Genomic DNA, 15,194 nt, shown 5'->3' with positions numbered 1-15,194 from the left:
CCGTGCCGATCGAACTGTCCTCGGATGAGCGCCTGCTGTGGGAGGGCTCGACGGTGAAGGCACCCGGGTTCTCCGCTGTCGACGTGGTGCTGTTGGGCTACGCCCTGCTGTTCGCCTGCTCGGGGGCTCTGGTCTACCTCAGCCCGGCGCCGCCGTGGCTGAAGTGGGTCGTGCTCGCCTACACCGGCCTGCTCGTGGTGCGGGCACTGCACGCCGTGGTCACCAGGCGATCCCGGTCGAACCGCTACCGGATCACCTCGCGCAGGCTGATCGTGGAGCGGCCGCGGCGCCGGTCGCGGTCGTACTTCCTGATCTCGCTCACCGCCACGGAGGTCACCGGCTCGACGGTCCGCTTCAACGGGCTGCGCACCTTCACCGAGGCGGGCGAGGCCATGGGGACCCGTCGCATCAGGACCGTGACCGGGGCCATTCGGACACTCGTGCCGCCCCTGTACGGACTCCTCGACGCGGACCGAGTGCCCGCGATCGTCGACGACGCGCTCGACGAGATCGCCCGGCAGCTGGTCAAGAGCCGCACTGCCAAGCCCGAGGCACCGGGCCGGTCCTGAACTCCCCCGCTTCGACCCGCGGGCACCGCACCCGCGCACACGCCCCTCACGTTCGGTAGTCGGATCACCCCGGCGTGGGTGAGAGCCAGGTCGCACGGGCGTCAACGTCGCGTAAAGGACCTGGTCGGGGGCGTCAAGGACGCGTCAGGCAGCGCCGGACGGGGTGGTTCGGCGTGCACTCTTCCGGCGTCGCGGTCCATCGGGTGGGTCGCTCGAGGTCGGAAGGGAGCGCGCCGTGGCGGATCTTGCCTACGCGTTGCTGCTGATCGGTGTGTTCCTGCTGCTGGCGTTGACGGTGCGCGGTCTGGAGAAGTTGTGAGCGGCACGGGTGTGGTGGCGAACGCCGTCGGTGGCGTGCTCGCCCTGGTGTTGATCGGGTACCTGTTCGTCGCGCTGATCAGGCCGGAGAAGTTCTGATGTCCTCGACCGCCGCGGGCCTGCTCCAGGTCGGCTTCCTGCTGGTCGCCCTGGCCGTGGTGTACCGGCCGTTCGGCGACTACATGGCCAGGGTCTACACCGGGACCACGCACTCGCGGGTGGAGCGTGCGATCTACCGCACCGCGCGGGTCGACCCGGGTTCCGAGCAGCGGTGGGGCACCTACGCCCAGGCCGTGATCGGGTTCTCGTTCGTCGGCGTGGTCCTGCTGATCATCCTGCAACGCGTCCAGTCGGTGCTGCCGTTCGACTTCGGCCGCGGCAACGTCCCGCCGGGTATGGCGTTCAACACCGCGATCAGCTTCGTGACCAACACGAACTGGCAGTCCTACGTCCCCGAGGCCGTCATGGGCCACACCGTGCAGATGGCGGGGCTCACGGTGCAGAACTTCGTGTCCGGCGCGGTCGGCATGGCGGTCGCGGTCGCGTTGGTGCGCGGCTTCACCCGCGACCAGACCGACCGGCTGGGCAACTTCTGGGTCGACCTGGTCCGGGGCACCCTCCGGATCCTGCTGCCGGTGGCGACCCTCTTCGCGATCGTGCTCGTGGCCACGGGTGTCGTGATGAGCCTGAAGTCGGGCGTCACCGTGGACGGTCACACGGTCGCGACGGCGCCGGTGGCGTCGCAGGAGGCGATCAAGGAACTCGGCACCAACGGCGGCGGCGTCCTGAACGCGAACTCGGCGCACCCCTTCGAGAACCCCAACGGCTGGTCGAACCTGGTCGAGATCTTCCTGATCCTGCTCATCCCGGTCTGCCTGACCCGCACCTTCGGCACGATGGTCGGCAACCGCAAGCAGGGTCACGTCCTGCTCGGCGTCATGGGCGTGCTGTGGTCGGCGATGCTCGCGGTGATCTGGACCGCCGAGGCGAACGGCCTGCGTCCGTTGGAGGGCAAGGAAACCCGGTTCGGCATCCCGTCGAGCGCGCTGTTCGCGGACACCACCACGGCCACCTCCACCGGCGCGGTCAACGCGATGCACGACAGCTTCACCGGACTGGGTGGCGGCGGCACGCTGCTGAACATGCTGTTCGGCGAGATGACACCGGGCGGCGTCGGCACCGGCCTCTACAGCATCCTGGTCATGGCGATCATCGCGATGTTCCTGGCCGGGCTCATGGTCGGGCGCACCCCGGAGTACCTGGGCAAGAAGCTGGGTCGCCGCGAGGTCACCGCGGCCGCGGTCTCGATCCTCGCGATGCCCACGGTGGTGCTGATCGGCGCCGGTATCGCGGCGATCCTGCCCAGCACTCAAGGCGCGCTCAACAACCCCGGCCCGCATGGGCTCTCCGAGATCCTCTACGCCTACGCGTCGGCGTCGAACAACAACGGCAGCGCGTTCGCGGGCATCACGGTCACCGGCGACTGGTTCCAGGCGTCGCTGGGCGTCTGCATGGCGCTGGGCCGGTTCCTCCCCATCATCGCGGTGCTGTGCCTGGCCGGGTCGCTGGCCAGGCAGAAGAAGGTCCCGGTGACCGCGGGCACGCTGCCCACCACGGGTCCGCTGTTCGCGACCCTGCTGACCGGGGCGATCGTGCTGGTCGCGGCGCTCACCTTCATCCCCGCTCTCGCCCTCGGTCCCATCGCGGAGGCCCTGCTATGACCACGACGACCCAGCGGACTCCCGAGCAGACCCGCCAGACCCCCATCCCGGGCAGGCAGGTCTCGCCAGGCATCTTCAACCCCCGGCAACTGCTGGTCTCCTTCCCCGACGCGCTGCGCAAGTTCCACCCGCGCCACCAGCTGCGCAACCCGGTCATGTTCGTGGTCTGGGTCGGGTCGATCCTGGTCACGGTGTTCGCCATCGGCGACCCGAGCGTGTTCACGATCGCGGTGGCGGTGTGGCTGTGGGCGACCGTGCTGTTCGCGAACCTGGCCGAGGCGGTCGCCGAGGGGCGCGGCAAGGCCCAGGCCGAGTCGCTGCGCAAGACCAAGAAGGACGCCGTCGCACGCCTCACCACCGGCGAGACGGTGCCCGGGACCGAGCTGAGGATCGGCGACCTCGTCGTGGTCGAGGCCGGAGAGGTGATCCCCGGCGACGGCGACGTGGTCGAGGGGATCGCCACGGTCGACGAGTCCGCGATCACCGGCGAGTCGGCCCCGGTGATCCGCGAGTCCGGCGGCGACCGCTCGGCGGTGACCGGCGGTACCACGGTGCTGTCCGACCGGATCATCGTCAAGATCACCACCAAGCCGGGCGAGTCCTTCGTGGACCGGATGATCGCGCTGGTGGAGGGCGCCGAGCGGCAGAAGACGCCGAACGAGATCGCGCTGACGATCCTGCTGTCCACACTGACGATCATCTTCCTGCTCGCGGTGGTGGCGCTGCAGCCGTTCGCGGTCTTCTCCGGCGGGCAGCAGTCGGTGATCGTGCTGACCGCGCTGCTGGTCTGCCTGATCCCGACCACGATCGGCGCGCTGCTCTCGGCCATCGGCATCGCGGGCATGGACCGGCTGGTGCAGCGCAACGTCCTCGCGACCTCCGGCAAGGCGGTCGAGGCCGCTGGCGACATCGACACCCTGCTGCTGGACAAGACCGGCACCATCACCTGGGGCAACCGCCGCGCGACCGGGTTCATCCCGGTCGGCGGGGCGTCCCTGGACGACCTGGTCGACGCGGCTCGGCTGTCGTCGCTGGCCGACGGCACGCCGGAGGGCCGCAGCATCGTCGACCTCGCGGTGACCGAGTACGGCCGGTCCGCCGAGCCGACCGACCGGGAGAAGACCGGCGAGTTCGTCCCGTTCACCGCGCAGACCAGGACGAGCGGCATCGACCTCGGTGACCGCAGGATCCGCAAGGGCGCCGCGAGCGGGTTCGTCCTCACCGGGGAGACCCGCCGGGTGGTCGACGAGATCAGCGCCCAGGGCGGCACACCGCTGGTGGTGGCGGACAACGATGCCGTTCTGGGCGTGATCCGGTTGTCCGATGTGGTCAAACCGGGCATGAGGGAGCGGTTCGCCGAACTGCGCGCGATGGGCATCCGCACGGTCATGGTCACCGGCGACAACCCGCTGACGGCGAAGGCGATCGCGGCCGAGGCCGGGGTGGACGACTACCTCGCCGAGGCCAAGCCCGAGGACAAGATGGCCCTGATCCGCGCGGAGCAGGAGGGCGGCAAGCTGGTCGCGATGACCGGCGACGGCACCAACGACGCCCCCGCCCTGGCCCAGTCCGACGTCGGCGTCGCGATGAACACCGGCACCTCGGCCGCGAAGGAGGCCGGGAACATGGTCGACCTGGACTCCGACCCGACCAAGTTGATCGAGATCGTGGAGATCGGCAAGCAGCTGCTGATCACCCGCGGCGCGCTGACCACCTTCAGCGTCGCCAACGACCTGGCCAAGTACTTCGCGATCCTCCCGGCCATGTTCGCCGCGATCCACCCGCAGCTCGGCGGGCTGAACGTCATGGGACTGCACTCCCCCAACTCGGCGATCCTGTCGGCGGTGGTCTTCAACGCGCTGATCATCGTGGTGCTCATCCCGCTCGCCCTGCGCGGCGTCCGGTACAAGCCCGCCAGCGCCTCGGCGCTGCTGCGGCGCAACCTGCTGATCTATGGTCTCGGGGGCATCGTCACCCCGTTCGCTGGAATCTGGCTCATCGACCTGCTCGTGCGACTCATCCCCGGGATCGGCTGACATGACCACCTTCGGCAAGCAGGCACTCGCGGGACTGCGCGTCCTGCTCGTGCTCACCCTCATCACCGGCATCCTGTACCCGGCCGCGGTGTGGGCGGTGTCCCGGATCGAGGGGCTACACGCCAACGCCGAGGCCGTGGACACCACGCTGGTCGGCATCGACCGCGAGGGCGACCAGTGGTTCCACACCCGTCCGTCCGCGGTGACGCTCCCGGCCTCCGGCGGCTCCAACAAGGGCGAGCTGAACGAGGCCTACGACGCGGTCGTCGCGCAGCGCCGGGCCGAGATCGCGCAGCGCGAAGGCGTGCCGGAGGACCAGGTGCCGCAGGACGCCGTCACCGCGTCGGCCTCGGGGCTCGACCCGCACATCAGCGACGCCTACGCGCTGGTGCAGGTACCGCGGGTGGCCAGGGCGAACGGCATGTCGGAGGATCGGGTGCGGGAGCTCGTCGCCGGCAACACGGACGGCCGCGGTGCCGGGTTCCTGGGCGAGCCGGGGGTCAACGTGACCGCGCTCAACCGGGCGCTGGACGCCGCCAGGTAACAGCATGCCGCTGTGTGGATCAGCACTGCGCGAACGGTGCCGCGCGACCGGTGCTGTGCGAATCAGCGCTGTGTGGATCAGCGCTGTGTGAACGGGTGCCGTGGGAGTGGACGAGATGGACGAGCGCAACCGCGGCGAACTGCGGATCTACCTGGGCGCGGCGCCCGGCGTCGGCAAGACCTTCGCGATGCTCGGGGAGGCGCACCGGCGCCGGGAACGCGGCACCGACGTGGTGGTCGGCCTGGTCGAGACGCACGGTCGGGAGAAGACCGCGCAGCTGGTGGCCGGGTTGGAGGTGCTGCCCCGCGCCCAGGTGCGCCACCGGGGTCGTGAGTTCGCGGAGATGGACGTCGACGCGCTGCTGGCCCGCGCGCCCGAGGTCGCCGTGGTCGACGAGCTGGCGCACACCAACGTGCCGGGGTCCCGCAACGCGAAGCGCTGGCAGGACGTCGAGGAGCTGCTGGCCGCCGGGATCGACGTGCTGTCGACGGTGAACGTGCAGCACCTGGAGTCGCTCAACGACGTCGTCGCGCGCATCACCGGCGTCGAGCAGCAGGAGACCGTGCCGGACGCGGTGGTGCGCCGCGCCGAGCAGGTCGAGCTGGTCGACCTCACCCCGGAGGCGCTTCGACGGCGGCTCGCGCACGGCAACGTCTACGCCGCCCACAAGATCGACGCGGCGCTGGGCAACTACTTCCGGGTGGGGAACCTGACGGCGCTGCGCGAGCTGGCGCTGCTGTGGGTCGCCGACCAGGTCGACGTCGCGTTGCAGCGCTACCGCGCCGAGCAGCGCATCACCGACACCTGGGAGGCGCGCGAGCGCGTCGTCGTCTCCATCACCGGTGGCCCGGAGAGCGAGACCCTCATCCGGCGGGCGCGGCGGATCGCCGTGCGGGCCGGGGCGGAGCTGATGGTCGTGCACGTCATGCGCGGCGACGGTCTCGCCGGGCCGTCCCCGGAGTCGGTGGCCAGGTTCCGCAAGACCACCGAGGACGTGGGCGCGACCTTCCACAGCGTGGTCGGCGACGACGTCCCGAGCGCGCTGCTGGACTTCGCCAGGGGCGTGAACGCCACCCAGCTCGTGCTCGGCACGTCGCGGCGGTCGAGGGTGGCGCGGGCGTTCGACGAGGGCATCGGCTCGGCCGTCGTGCGGGAGTCCGGCTCGATCGATGTGCACATGGTCACCCACGACCAGGCGCGCCGGGCCCGCCGCTGGAAGGTCGGCACCAACGCGCTGTCCGGGTCGCGCAGGCTGCTGGGGTGGGCGTTGGCGCTGGTCCTGCCGTTCGCGGTCACCGGCATCGGGCTGCTCACCCGCGGCGAGGTGGCGTTCTCCACGGACCTCATCGGGTTCTTCCTGGCCACGGTGGTCGTCGCGCTGGTGGGCGGGCTGGGGCCCGCGGTCGGGGCTGCCCTGCTCGGGGCGGGGCTGTTGAACTTCTTCTTCACCGAGCCGTACTACAGCCTGTCGGTCAACACTCCGGAGAACCTGGTCACGCTGATCGCGATGCTCATCGTCGCGGTCCTGGTCGCGCTCGTCGTGGACCGGGCGGCCCGGTTGGCCGAGCAGGGCGCCCGGACGCGCACCGAGGCCGAGCTGCTGGCCTCTTATGCCCGGACGGTGCTGACGAGTCCGCACCCGCTGGAGCGGCTGTTGGAGGAGGTGCGGGAGAACTTCAGCCTGGAGTCCGTCGCCTTGCTCGAACGCAGCGGCGGCGCGTGGAGTCGGGTCGCGTGCGTCGGTCCGCGGCCGTGTGATCAGCCCGAGGACGCCGACGTGAACGTGCCGGTGACCGCGGACGTGCAGCTGGCCCTGCGTGGGCGTGCTCTACCTGCCAGTGATCAGCGCGCGGTGGAGGCGGCCGCCGGGCAGGCACTGGTGGCGTTGCGGCAGCAGCGGATGGCGACCGAGACCGAGCAGGCGCGGCGGCGGGCCGAGACCACCGAGCTGCGCACCGCGCTGCTCTCGGCGGTGGGGCACGACCTGCGCACGCCGCTGACGTCCATCAAGGCCGCGGTCGGCAGCCTGCGCACGCCCGACCTGGTGCTGTCCGAACAGGACACCGCGGACCTGCTGGAAACAGTGGAGATCTCCGCCGACCGGCTGACCGGGCTCATCGACAACCTGCTCGACTCCTCCCGGCTGGCGACCGGCGCGGTCGCACCGCAGCTGCGAGCGGTCACGTATGACGAGGCCGTCGCTCGGGCGTTGGCGGGCATTGACGAGCGGGACCTGTTGGCGGTGGACGTGCCTGAGCACCTGCCGCCGGTGGTCGCCGACATCGGCCTGCTGGAACGCGTCGTGGCCAACGTCATCGACAACGCCCTGCGCCACGGCCGCCTGACCCCGCGCCGGGAAGTCGACGAACCCGAGATCGCCATCCGCGCCAGCACCTACCGCGACCGCGTGGAACTCCGCGTCGTCGACCACGGCCGCGGCCTCCCCAAGAACACCGCAACCACCGTCTTCGCCCCCTTCCAACGCCTGGGCGACCGCGACAACACCCCCGGCACCGGCCTAGGCCTCAGCGTCGCCAAGGGCTTCACCGAAGCCATGACCGGCACCCTCACCGCCGAAGACACCCCCGGCGGCGGCCTTACCATCGTGATCTCCCTGCCCGTGGCACCCCAGTGACCACCACTCCCCACCAACAACGGCAGTCGGCTCGGGTGACACCTCTGACGATCGATACAGCCACCGCTGTACAGTCGCGGCCATGGTGAAGTGTGAGACGCGCGAGGACGCGCTGGCCCGGCTGGGCAAGGCATTGGCGGATCCGACCCGGTGCCGAATCCTGGTGGGCCTGGTGGACGGGATCAGCTACCCCGCTCAGCTCGCCGAACACCTGGGCCTGACTCGGTCCAACGTCTCCAACCACCTCTCCTGCCTGCGGGGGTGCGGACTGGTCGTCGCCACCTACGAGGGCCGCCAGGTCCACTACGCCCTGGCTGACGAACACCTGGCGCGGGCGTTGAGCGAGTTGGTCAAGGTGGTGCTCGCCGTCGACACGACCCAGCCCTGCCTCAACGAAGTCGGGGCGAGCACGTGAACGTCGAGCCGTCGACCACTCCTGCCCCGAACTGCTCGGACGGGTGCTGCGCCCCCGCGGCCGGCCCGGATCCTCAACGACGGGCGGCGCTCGCCCGCCGGGTACGACTGCTGGTGGCCGCGACGATCACCTACAACGTGGTCGAGTCGGTCATCGCGATCACCGCGGGCAAGATCGCCTCCTCCACCGCCCTCGTCGGCTTCGGCCTGGACTCCATCATCGAGGTCGCCTCGGCAACGGCCGTGGCCTGGCAGTTCTCGGGCGCGCGTCCCGAGGCGCGGGAGCGGACGGCGCTGAAGGTCATCGCGGTGTCGTTCTTCGCGTTGGCCGCCTACGTGACCGTCGAGTCCGTGCGCGCCCTGGTCGGGGCCGATGCCGCTGACCACTCCACTGTGGGGATCGCGCTGGCGGCGGTGTCACTCCTGGTCATGCCGTTCCTGTCCGCGGCCCAACGACGGGCGGGCCGTGAACTCGGCTCCGCCAGCGCCGTCGCGGACTCCAAGCAGACGCTCCTGTGCACCTACCTGTCCGCTGCGTTGTTGATCGGGCTCCTGCTCAACTCTCTCTTCGGTTGGACCTGGGCTGATCCGCTGGTCGCTCTGATCATCGCCGCTGTCGCGGTCAGGGAAGGGCGCGAGGCTTGGCGCGGTCACCATTGCTGCTGAACGCGGCGACTGGGGACGGGTCGTGGTCGGCGCTCGCTGGGGAGTGAACGCCGACCACGGGGTTGGTGTGGGGCTTACGTGAGGCAGGTGGGTTCACCGGTGCCGGCGGGGACGGATACGGCGTTCCAGGCGTTGCGGACTGTGGTTAGTTTGGGGCAGTCGGTGGGGTAGAGCTGGCGGGTGGCGTTGAGGGTGGCTGTGCGGGCGTCGGTGTAGGTCCAAGAGGGCTTCTTGAGCAAGAGGGCCTGCATCCAGATCTTGCCTGCGTCGCGGATTCCTATGCCTGTCACCGAAGGTGGGCCTCCCGCGCAGATGGGGCTGGCGGGCTTACCTGCCGGTGTTGAGCCTTCCGCCAGTAGGTAGAAGAAGTGGTTGGCGGGGCCCGCGCCGTCGTGGACCTCTATGGAGTTCATGTTGGGGAGGTAGCAGTCGGGTTCGTCGCGGGGGCCTAGGGAGGGTTGGTACATGACGCGTTCGGGGCCGCGGCCGAGGGGGTTGGACTCGTTGGCCACCAGGTAGTCGGGCGGGTCGTTGGGGTTGTTGGCGTAGTGCTCGGTGAGGGCGCCCATGATGTCGCTGCTGGCCTCGTTGAGCTGGTAGGTCTGGGCGCCGCCGTCGAAGCCGCCCGGGGTGTGCTGGAAGACGCCGTGGGCGAACTCGTGGGCGACGATCTCCAGGTTCACCAACTGCCTGGCGCCGTCCTTGGTGCGGCCGAAGTTGGCGGTGTGGCCGTTCCAGTACGCGTTGACGGCGGTCATGCCGACGAACATCGGCGCCCACTTGCCCTTGCCGTCCAGGCCGTCACGCCCGAGCCAGTCGCGCAGCATCCCGCCGAACTGCTGCGCGGCGTAGTACCCGTCGGCGCACGCGGTGGTCAGGTCGGTGCCGGAGCGGTTGCCGAACACACCGGTGCCGTTGGTGACCGGGCCGTTGCCCTGGATGCCGCAGAACAGCACACTGCTCGGGTCGCTCAACGAGTACTTGCCCGACTCGAACCGCACCGAGATGGGCGCGTTCGGGTAGTAGTACCCGTTCGCGGTCCCCGGCGAGCGTGCCCCCGGACCGGGCCCGGCCACCGCCGACCACCCGGTCGAGGTAGCCCCACCGAGCCACCCGACCTCGGCGGCGGCGGGTACGGGAATCAGCGGAAGCAACAACAATGCGCCCAGCACGGAATACGCGCGTTTCACAGTGGACTCCTCGCGGCAGAAGCAGGGACCACCGATAATCGCCGTTTACCGACCGCGACACAGCCGCTGTTCAGCGCTATAAAGCCCGTCACCGAAATAACGGGAATCAACTGAAACACCCCCGGTCGACCGGCATCCGCGCAGGTCAGGCATGCTGGTGCCCATCGAGCATGAGGAGGATGGATGAGCCCCATCATCGCGGTGACCGGTGCGACGGGAAACATCGGCGGTAGGGTCGCCCGCCTGCTCAGCGACAAGGGCACCACCCTGCACCTGCTCGCGCGGGACCCGAGTGCCCTACCTGACCTCCCCGGCGCCACCAACGTCCAGGGCGCCGAGTACGCCAACGGGCCCGCGCTCCAGGCAGCCCTGACAGGCGCGGACACGCTTCTGCTCGTGTCCGCGCGTGAGGCGGCGAATCGCGTCCACGAGCACACCACGGCCATCGACGCCGCGGTTGCCGCTGGGGTGGGCAGGATCGTCTACACGTCGTTCCTCGGGGCCGCGCCTGACTGCACCTTCACCTTCGGCCAGGACCACTGGCACACCGAGCAGCACCTCAAGGCCACCGGGGTGCCGTTCGTGGTGCTGCGCGACAGCATGTACGCCTCCGGGATCCCGGCCATGGCGGGCGCGGGCGGCGTCATCCAGGGTCCTGCGGGCGACGGCAGGGTCAGCGTCGTGGCGCTCGACGACGTGGCCGCGGTCGCCGCCGAGGTGCTGGTCGACCCCGCGCACGACGGTCAGGTGCTCGACGTCACCGGCCCAGAGGCCATTACCTTCGCCGAGGGCGCCAAGATCCTCACCGACATCACCGGGCGCGAGGTCCGGTACGTGGAAGAGACCGAGGACGAGGCCTACGCCTCCCGCGCCCACTACAACGCGCCCGAGTTCGAGGTCGCGGGTTGGGTGACCTCTTACACGGCCATCGCCGCCGGTGAACTGGCTACCGTTTCCGACACCGTCGAGCGGATCACGGGACGCCCCGCGCAGACGCTCGTCGAATTCCTGCGCGCGAATCCGGACAGCTACGCGCACCTGCTGAAGTGAGCACGACGGAATAAGCCCCGCGGTCCCCGCCGCCGTTATCGTCGACAGGTACCGACCTGCGAGCGGATGGGGTGGACATGACCGTCACCGAGGTGCCGGACCAGGCGACCGACCGTCCACACCGGATCGCGCTGCTGGTCTTCATGGTGGTGGTCGTCGCGCACTGGGTCGAGCACCTGGCCCAGGCCGCGCAGATCTACGTATTCGGCTGGTCCTCGGCGCAGGCGCGCGGCGTGCTCGGGCTGCCGTTCCCGAAGCTGATCTCCTCGGAGTGGCTGCACTACGGCTACGCGCTGATCATGCTGATCGGCCTGTTCGTGCTGCGCAAGGGGTTCAGCGGGCGCGCGCGGCAGTGGTGGGACCTGGCCCTGGTGCTGCAGTTCTGGCACCACATCGAGCACCTGCTGCTGTTCGTGCAGGCGCAGAGCGGCTGGCGGCTGGGCGGGGCGGCGGTGCCGACCAGCATCGTGCAGCTCATCGTGCCCCGGGTGGAGCTGCACCTGTTCTACAACACCATCATCACCATCCCGATGGTGATCGCTGTCATGCTGCACCAGCGGGCGCGAGCAGCGGCGGCGTGAGGCTCGCGGGACTGCTCGCCGCCCTGTTCTGCTGGGCGGTCCTGGCCGCTCCCCCGGCCGCGGCGCACGTCGACGTCCTCGGCTCCTCCCCCGCCGACGGCACCCGGCTCACCACGCCGCCCACCCAGGTGAGCATCCGGCTCTCGGAGAACGTGGGCGTGCAGAAGGACGCGCTGCGGGTGGAGGACGTGCACGGCGAGGTGGTCAGCCAGGGCAGGGTCACCCAGGGCGCGACCGCAGAGGAACTGACGATCCGGCTCGAGCCCGACCTCCCCGATGGCACCTACCTGGTGCACTACGCGGTCGTGTCCACCGACTCGCACCCGGTCCGCGGTGGGTTCGCGTTCGTGGTCGGCGACGGACCGCTGATGAACGCCGGTGGCGCTGTCTCCAACGCGGACGGCACCGACACCGCGGTCGACGTCCTCACCCGCGTGGTGCGGTGGGTCGGGTACGCCGGTGTGGCACTCGCGGGCGGGTTGGTCTTCCTGCTGTGCTGTAGACCGACCCGAGACAGCGTAGGGCAGGGAGCTGTCCGCGCCGGGTGCGTAGTGATCACGGTGACCGGAGTGCTCGCGTTGGGCCTAGAGGGCGCGTACGTCACCGGAGCCGGCTTGTCCCGTGTCTTCGCCCCGGACTTGCTCGCGAACACGCTGGAGTCCGCCTACGGCAAGCTGCTCATCCTCCGCGTCATTGCCGCGGTGGTGCTGATGGTGATCGCGCGCCGCATGCTGAGCACCGACGCGGGGCGCGAGAAACCCGCGCACACCAACACCGCCATCATCGCCGGGTTCGTGGTCCTGCTCAGTTCCGCCGCCGCCGGGCACGCCATCACCACGAAGGTCATGTTCGTGTCGCTGCTCGCCGACCTGTCGCACTACGGCGCGATGGCCGTCTGGATCGGCGGCGTGGTGCAACTGGCGCTGTTGGCCGGGCACGAGGACATGGCGGTCGCGTTGACCCGGTTCTCGCCGATCGCCAAGGTGTCCGTCGCGGTCGTCGTGCTCAGCGGTGTGCTCATGACGGCCTCGTACCTCGGTTCGGTGCAGGCCCTGTGGAGCAGTACGTACGGTGTGCTGTTGCTGGGTAAGACAGCCGGGTTCGTGGTCCTGCTCGCGTTGGCCGACCGCTGCCGGGTGGCGGTACGCGAGGGCATCGCGGGTGGCACGACCTTGGTCGGGGTCCGCACGGAGGCGCTGCGCCGCGTGTTGGTCACCGAGGTGGTCATCGCCGCGGCGGTGCTCGGGATCGCCGCGGTCGTCGCCACCACCGGAACTCCCGGCTAGATTCACCTTTCAGGGCGAAGGCACCCACCCGCCCGCGGTGCTAACGTCGACACCGGTCGGCCGCTCACCCCGCCGACGGACAGTCCACTGTGGAAGTCCCATCCCCCGAACTCCCGGTGCGGAACCCTTCACGACCAAGGGGCGGTCTTGGACGAACTGGCGGTGCGCGCCGTCGAGCGGGCCATCGAGGACATGCGCGGGCGGCTCGCCCAGTCGCTCACAGTCGAGGACATGGCCAGGGTCGCGCTGTTCAGCAAGTTCCACTTCAGCCGGGTGTTCCACCGGCACACCGGTGTGTCCCCGGCGCGGTTCCTGTCCACGCTGCGCTTCGCCGAGGCGAAACGGCTGCTGGCGACCACGACCCTCAACGTGGCCGACATCAGCGCCAGGGTCGGCTACCGCAGTCCGGGCACGTTCAGCGCCCGGTTCAAGACCTGCGTCGGGGCGTCCCCGACCCAGTACCGCGAGTCCGCGAGAGGACACCGATGACCGAGCGCGTGCCGATGGTGCCCGAGACCGAGGCGACCGGCCGGGTCGCCGCACTCTACGAGCGGGTGCGCGCCGCGACCGGCCTGCCGTTCGTGCCGGACGTGTTCCGGTTGGCCTCCACCACGCCCAACCTGCTGGAGGTCGTGGTCGGCGGCTACACCAACGTCTTCGCCGACAGCGCGCTTCCCCGCGACACCAAGGAACTCGTCGCCGCGTGGACCTCCCGGCTCAACGACTGCGGCTACTGCACCGCCGCGCACAGCTGGTTCCTCCAGCAGTTCGGCGGCTCCGCGGAACTGGCGGACGCGATCACCTCCAGCACCCGGATCGAGGACCTGCCGGTGGACGAGCGGACGGCCGCGCTGCTGCGGTTGACCGAGAAGGTCACCACCGGAGTGCCCGATGTGGACACCGAGTGGACCGAGGCGGCCCGCGGCTGGTCCCAGGAGGAACTGCTGGAGGCCGTGTTCTGCGCCGCCCTGTTCGCGTTCATCAACCGGCTGGTCACCACCCTGGGCCTGGCCGCGCCGACCCCGGAACCGGCGCCGTAGTCGGACACGGCGCCGGTTCGCGGGCGGTTCAGCTCAGCAGGTCGGTTCACACACCGAGTTCGGCCGCGGCCAGCTCGGTGCCCCGGACCCGGGCGGCGACCTTGGCGAAGGCGACCTCCCGGGAGGTGGACACGTCGTCGGCGAACGGCGAGAACCCGCAGTCGTCGCAGGTGCCCAACCGCTCGACCGGGATGTGCCTGGCGGCGGCGAGCACCCGGTCGCGGACCTCCTCGGGCGTCTCCACCCTCGGGTCGATCGGGTCGATCACGCCGACGAACACGAACTGGTCGGGCCGGGAGTGCTCGGTCACCACCGACAGCACGCGCTCCGGGTCGGGCTCGCTGGCCAGCTGCAGGGAGAAGCGGCCTGCGTTGAGCCGGAACAGGTGCGGCAGCAGGTCGGCGTAGTCGACGTCGAGGCTGTGCACCGAGTCCTGGTCGCCGCCGGGGCAGGTGTGCACGCCGATGCGGGCGCGCTCGAGGTCGGTGAACCGGTCGAGCACCTGGTTGTTGAGCGCCACGAACGACTCCAGCAGCCCGCCGGAGGGGTCGAGCTTGAGCGAGAGCCTGCCCTCGGTGAAGTCGAGCTGCACCGAGTCGGCCCCGGCGTCGAGGCTGGTGCGGATGTCGGCCTCGGCGGCGTCGACCAGGTCGGCGAGGAACGCCTCCCTGGGGTAGCCGTCGATGCCATCGGCGGGGTAGATCAGGCTCAGCGCGGACGGCGCGATGACGGCCTGCTTCACCGGCACGGTCGCGTGCTTGCGGGCCGCTTCCAGGTAAGAGACCGCGTTGGCGCCATAGCGGAACGGACCCGCCGTGAGCACGGGCAGGGTGCGGGTGTGGCCATCGGCGAACGGGATGACCGCGCCATTGGGGTCGAGCGCGGTGATGCCCTGCAACGGGTAGCTGACGAAGCTGGGCTTGGCCTGCTCCCCGTCGGTCACCACGGGTGATCCGGCCGCCGCCAGCGCGTGGATGGTGTCGGCGACCGCGTCATCGACCGCCACGGCCAGTCCCGCGTCGTCCAGGGTCCCCGCGGTGTGCGCGTCGAAGGCGTCCAGCAGGGTCTTGGGGCGCGGGATGCTGCCGATCAGCTCGGTCGGGATGGGCATGGGCTTCCTCTCGGGTTCACACGGGTGGTGCCG

At 70.2% G+C, this 15,194-nt stretch carries 16 protein-coding genes; 14 read left to right on the top strand and 2 right to left on the bottom strand.

The window, feature by feature from the left end:
- Positions 1-2 precede the first annotated feature (2 nt).
- From BMY07_RS27140 to BMY07_RS27105, 9 genes are all read left to right on the top strand, one after another.
- Positions 3-569 carry a hypothetical protein gene (locus tag BMY07_RS27140; protein ID WP_143073663.1) on the top strand — a complete coding sequence of 189 codons (567 nt, stop codon included), beginning with the start codon at positions 3-5 and terminating at the stop codon, positions 567-569.
- A 163-nt stretch (positions 570-732) separates the two neighbouring features.
- On the top strand, positions 733-888 hold the full coding sequence (locus tag BMY07_RS34575; RefSeq protein WP_177215797.1) for a hypothetical protein: 156 nt from the start codon (positions 733-735) through the stop codon (positions 886-888).
- Positions 885-986, top strand: coding sequence for a K(+)-transporting ATPase subunit F (gene kdpF / locus BMY07_RS27135; RefSeq protein ID WP_092784788.1), 102 nt, complete (start codon positions 885-887; stop codon positions 984-986). The genes BMY07_RS34575 and kdpF overlap by 4 nt, the downstream gene beginning before the upstream one ends.
- Positions 986-2,608, top strand: a complete 1,623-nt coding sequence (gene kdpA / locus BMY07_RS27130; protein ID WP_092784785.1) for a potassium-transporting ATPase subunit KdpA — start codon at positions 986-988, stop codon at positions 2,606-2,608. The genes kdpF and kdpA overlap by 1 nt, the downstream gene beginning before the upstream one ends.
- A complete protein-coding gene (gene kdpB / locus BMY07_RS27125) occupies positions 2,605-4,644 on the top strand; it encodes a potassium-transporting ATPase subunit KdpB (protein WP_092784782.1) in 2,040 nt (679 codons plus the stop codon). The genes kdpA and kdpB overlap by 4 nt, the downstream gene beginning before the upstream one ends.
- Before the next feature lies 1 nt (position 4,645).
- Positions 4,646-5,188 (top strand): potassium-transporting ATPase subunit C, encoded by a 543-nt coding sequence (locus tag BMY07_RS27120; protein ID WP_092784779.1) that lies wholly within the window; start codon positions 4,646-4,648, stop codon positions 5,186-5,188.
- 115 nt (positions 5,189-5,303) lie between these two features.
- Positions 5,304-7,823 (top strand): sensor histidine kinase, encoded by a 2,520-nt coding sequence (locus BMY07_RS27115; protein ID WP_092785171.1) that lies wholly within the window; start codon positions 5,304-5,306, stop codon positions 7,821-7,823.
- An 82-nt stretch (positions 7,824-7,905) separates the two neighbouring features.
- Positions 7,906-8,238 carry a Cd(II)/Pb(II)-sensing metalloregulatory transcriptional regulator CmtR gene (cmtR, locus tag BMY07_RS27110; protein WP_092784776.1) on the top strand — a complete coding sequence of 111 codons (333 nt, stop codon included), beginning with the start codon at positions 7,906-7,908 and terminating at the stop codon, positions 8,236-8,238.
- Entirely contained in the window at positions 8,235-8,903 is a 669-nt protein-coding gene (locus tag BMY07_RS27105; RefSeq protein ID WP_092784773.1) for a cation efflux transmembrane domain-containing protein, read from the top strand. Before cmtR ends, BMY07_RS27105 begins: the two co-directional genes overlap by 4 nt.
- A gap of 74 nt (positions 8,904-8,977) precedes the next feature.
- Here the strand turns inward: BMY07_RS27105 and BMY07_RS27100 are convergent, their stop codons facing one another.
- Positions 8,978-10,093, bottom strand: a complete 1,116-nt coding sequence (locus BMY07_RS27100; protein ID WP_092784770.1) for a M4 family metallopeptidase — start codon at positions 10,091-10,093, stop codon at positions 8,978-8,980.
- 183 nt (positions 10,094-10,276) lie between these two features.
- Here BMY07_RS27100 and BMY07_RS27095 point away from each other — a divergent pair, with 183 nt between their 5' ends.
- From BMY07_RS27095 to BMY07_RS27075, 5 genes are all read left to right on the top strand, one after another.
- On the top strand, positions 10,277-11,143 hold the full coding sequence (locus tag BMY07_RS27095; protein WP_092784767.1) for an SDR family oxidoreductase: 867 nt from the start codon (positions 10,277-10,279) through the stop codon (positions 11,141-11,143).
- A gap of 77 nt (positions 11,144-11,220) precedes the next feature.
- Positions 11,221-11,724 carry a hypothetical protein gene (locus BMY07_RS27090; RefSeq protein WP_092785167.1) on the top strand — a complete coding sequence of 168 codons (504 nt, stop codon included), beginning with the start codon at positions 11,221-11,223 and terminating at the stop codon, positions 11,722-11,724.
- Positions 11,721-13,010 (top strand): copper resistance CopC/CopD family protein, encoded by a 1,290-nt coding sequence (locus BMY07_RS27085; RefSeq protein WP_092784764.1) that lies wholly within the window; start codon positions 11,721-11,723, stop codon positions 13,008-13,010. Before BMY07_RS27090 ends, BMY07_RS27085 begins: the two co-directional genes overlap by 4 nt.
- Positions 13,011-13,157: 147 nt before the next feature.
- On the top strand, positions 13,158-13,499 hold the full coding sequence (locus BMY07_RS27080) for a helix-turn-helix domain-containing protein (RefSeq protein WP_342741561.1): 342 nt from the start codon (positions 13,158-13,160) through the stop codon (positions 13,497-13,499).
- Positions 13,496-14,050 (top strand): carboxymuconolactone decarboxylase family protein, encoded by a 555-nt coding sequence (locus BMY07_RS27075; RefSeq protein ID WP_092784761.1) that lies wholly within the window; start codon positions 13,496-13,498, stop codon positions 14,048-14,050. The genes BMY07_RS27080 and BMY07_RS27075 overlap by 4 nt, the downstream gene beginning before the upstream one ends.
- Positions 14,051-14,096: 46 nt before the next feature.
- Here BMY07_RS27075 and BMY07_RS27070 read toward each other — a convergent pair whose 3' ends face one another.
- The gene (locus tag BMY07_RS27070; RefSeq protein WP_092784758.1) at positions 14,097-15,161 is read right to left on the bottom strand and encodes a cobalamin-independent methionine synthase II family protein; all 1,065 of its coding nucleotides are present in this window, start codon (positions 15,159-15,161) and stop codon (positions 14,097-14,099) included.
- Between the last annotated feature and the right edge of the window lie 33 nt (positions 15,162-15,194).

Source organism: Actinokineospora terrae (genome assembly GCF_900111175.1).
Taxonomy (GTDB): Bacteria; Actinomycetota; Actinomycetes; order Mycobacteriales; family Pseudonocardiaceae; genus Actinokineospora; species Actinokineospora terrae.
The sequence above is the reverse complement of the archived record's forward strand: the minus strand, read 5'-3'. Positions and strand labels throughout refer to the sequence as shown.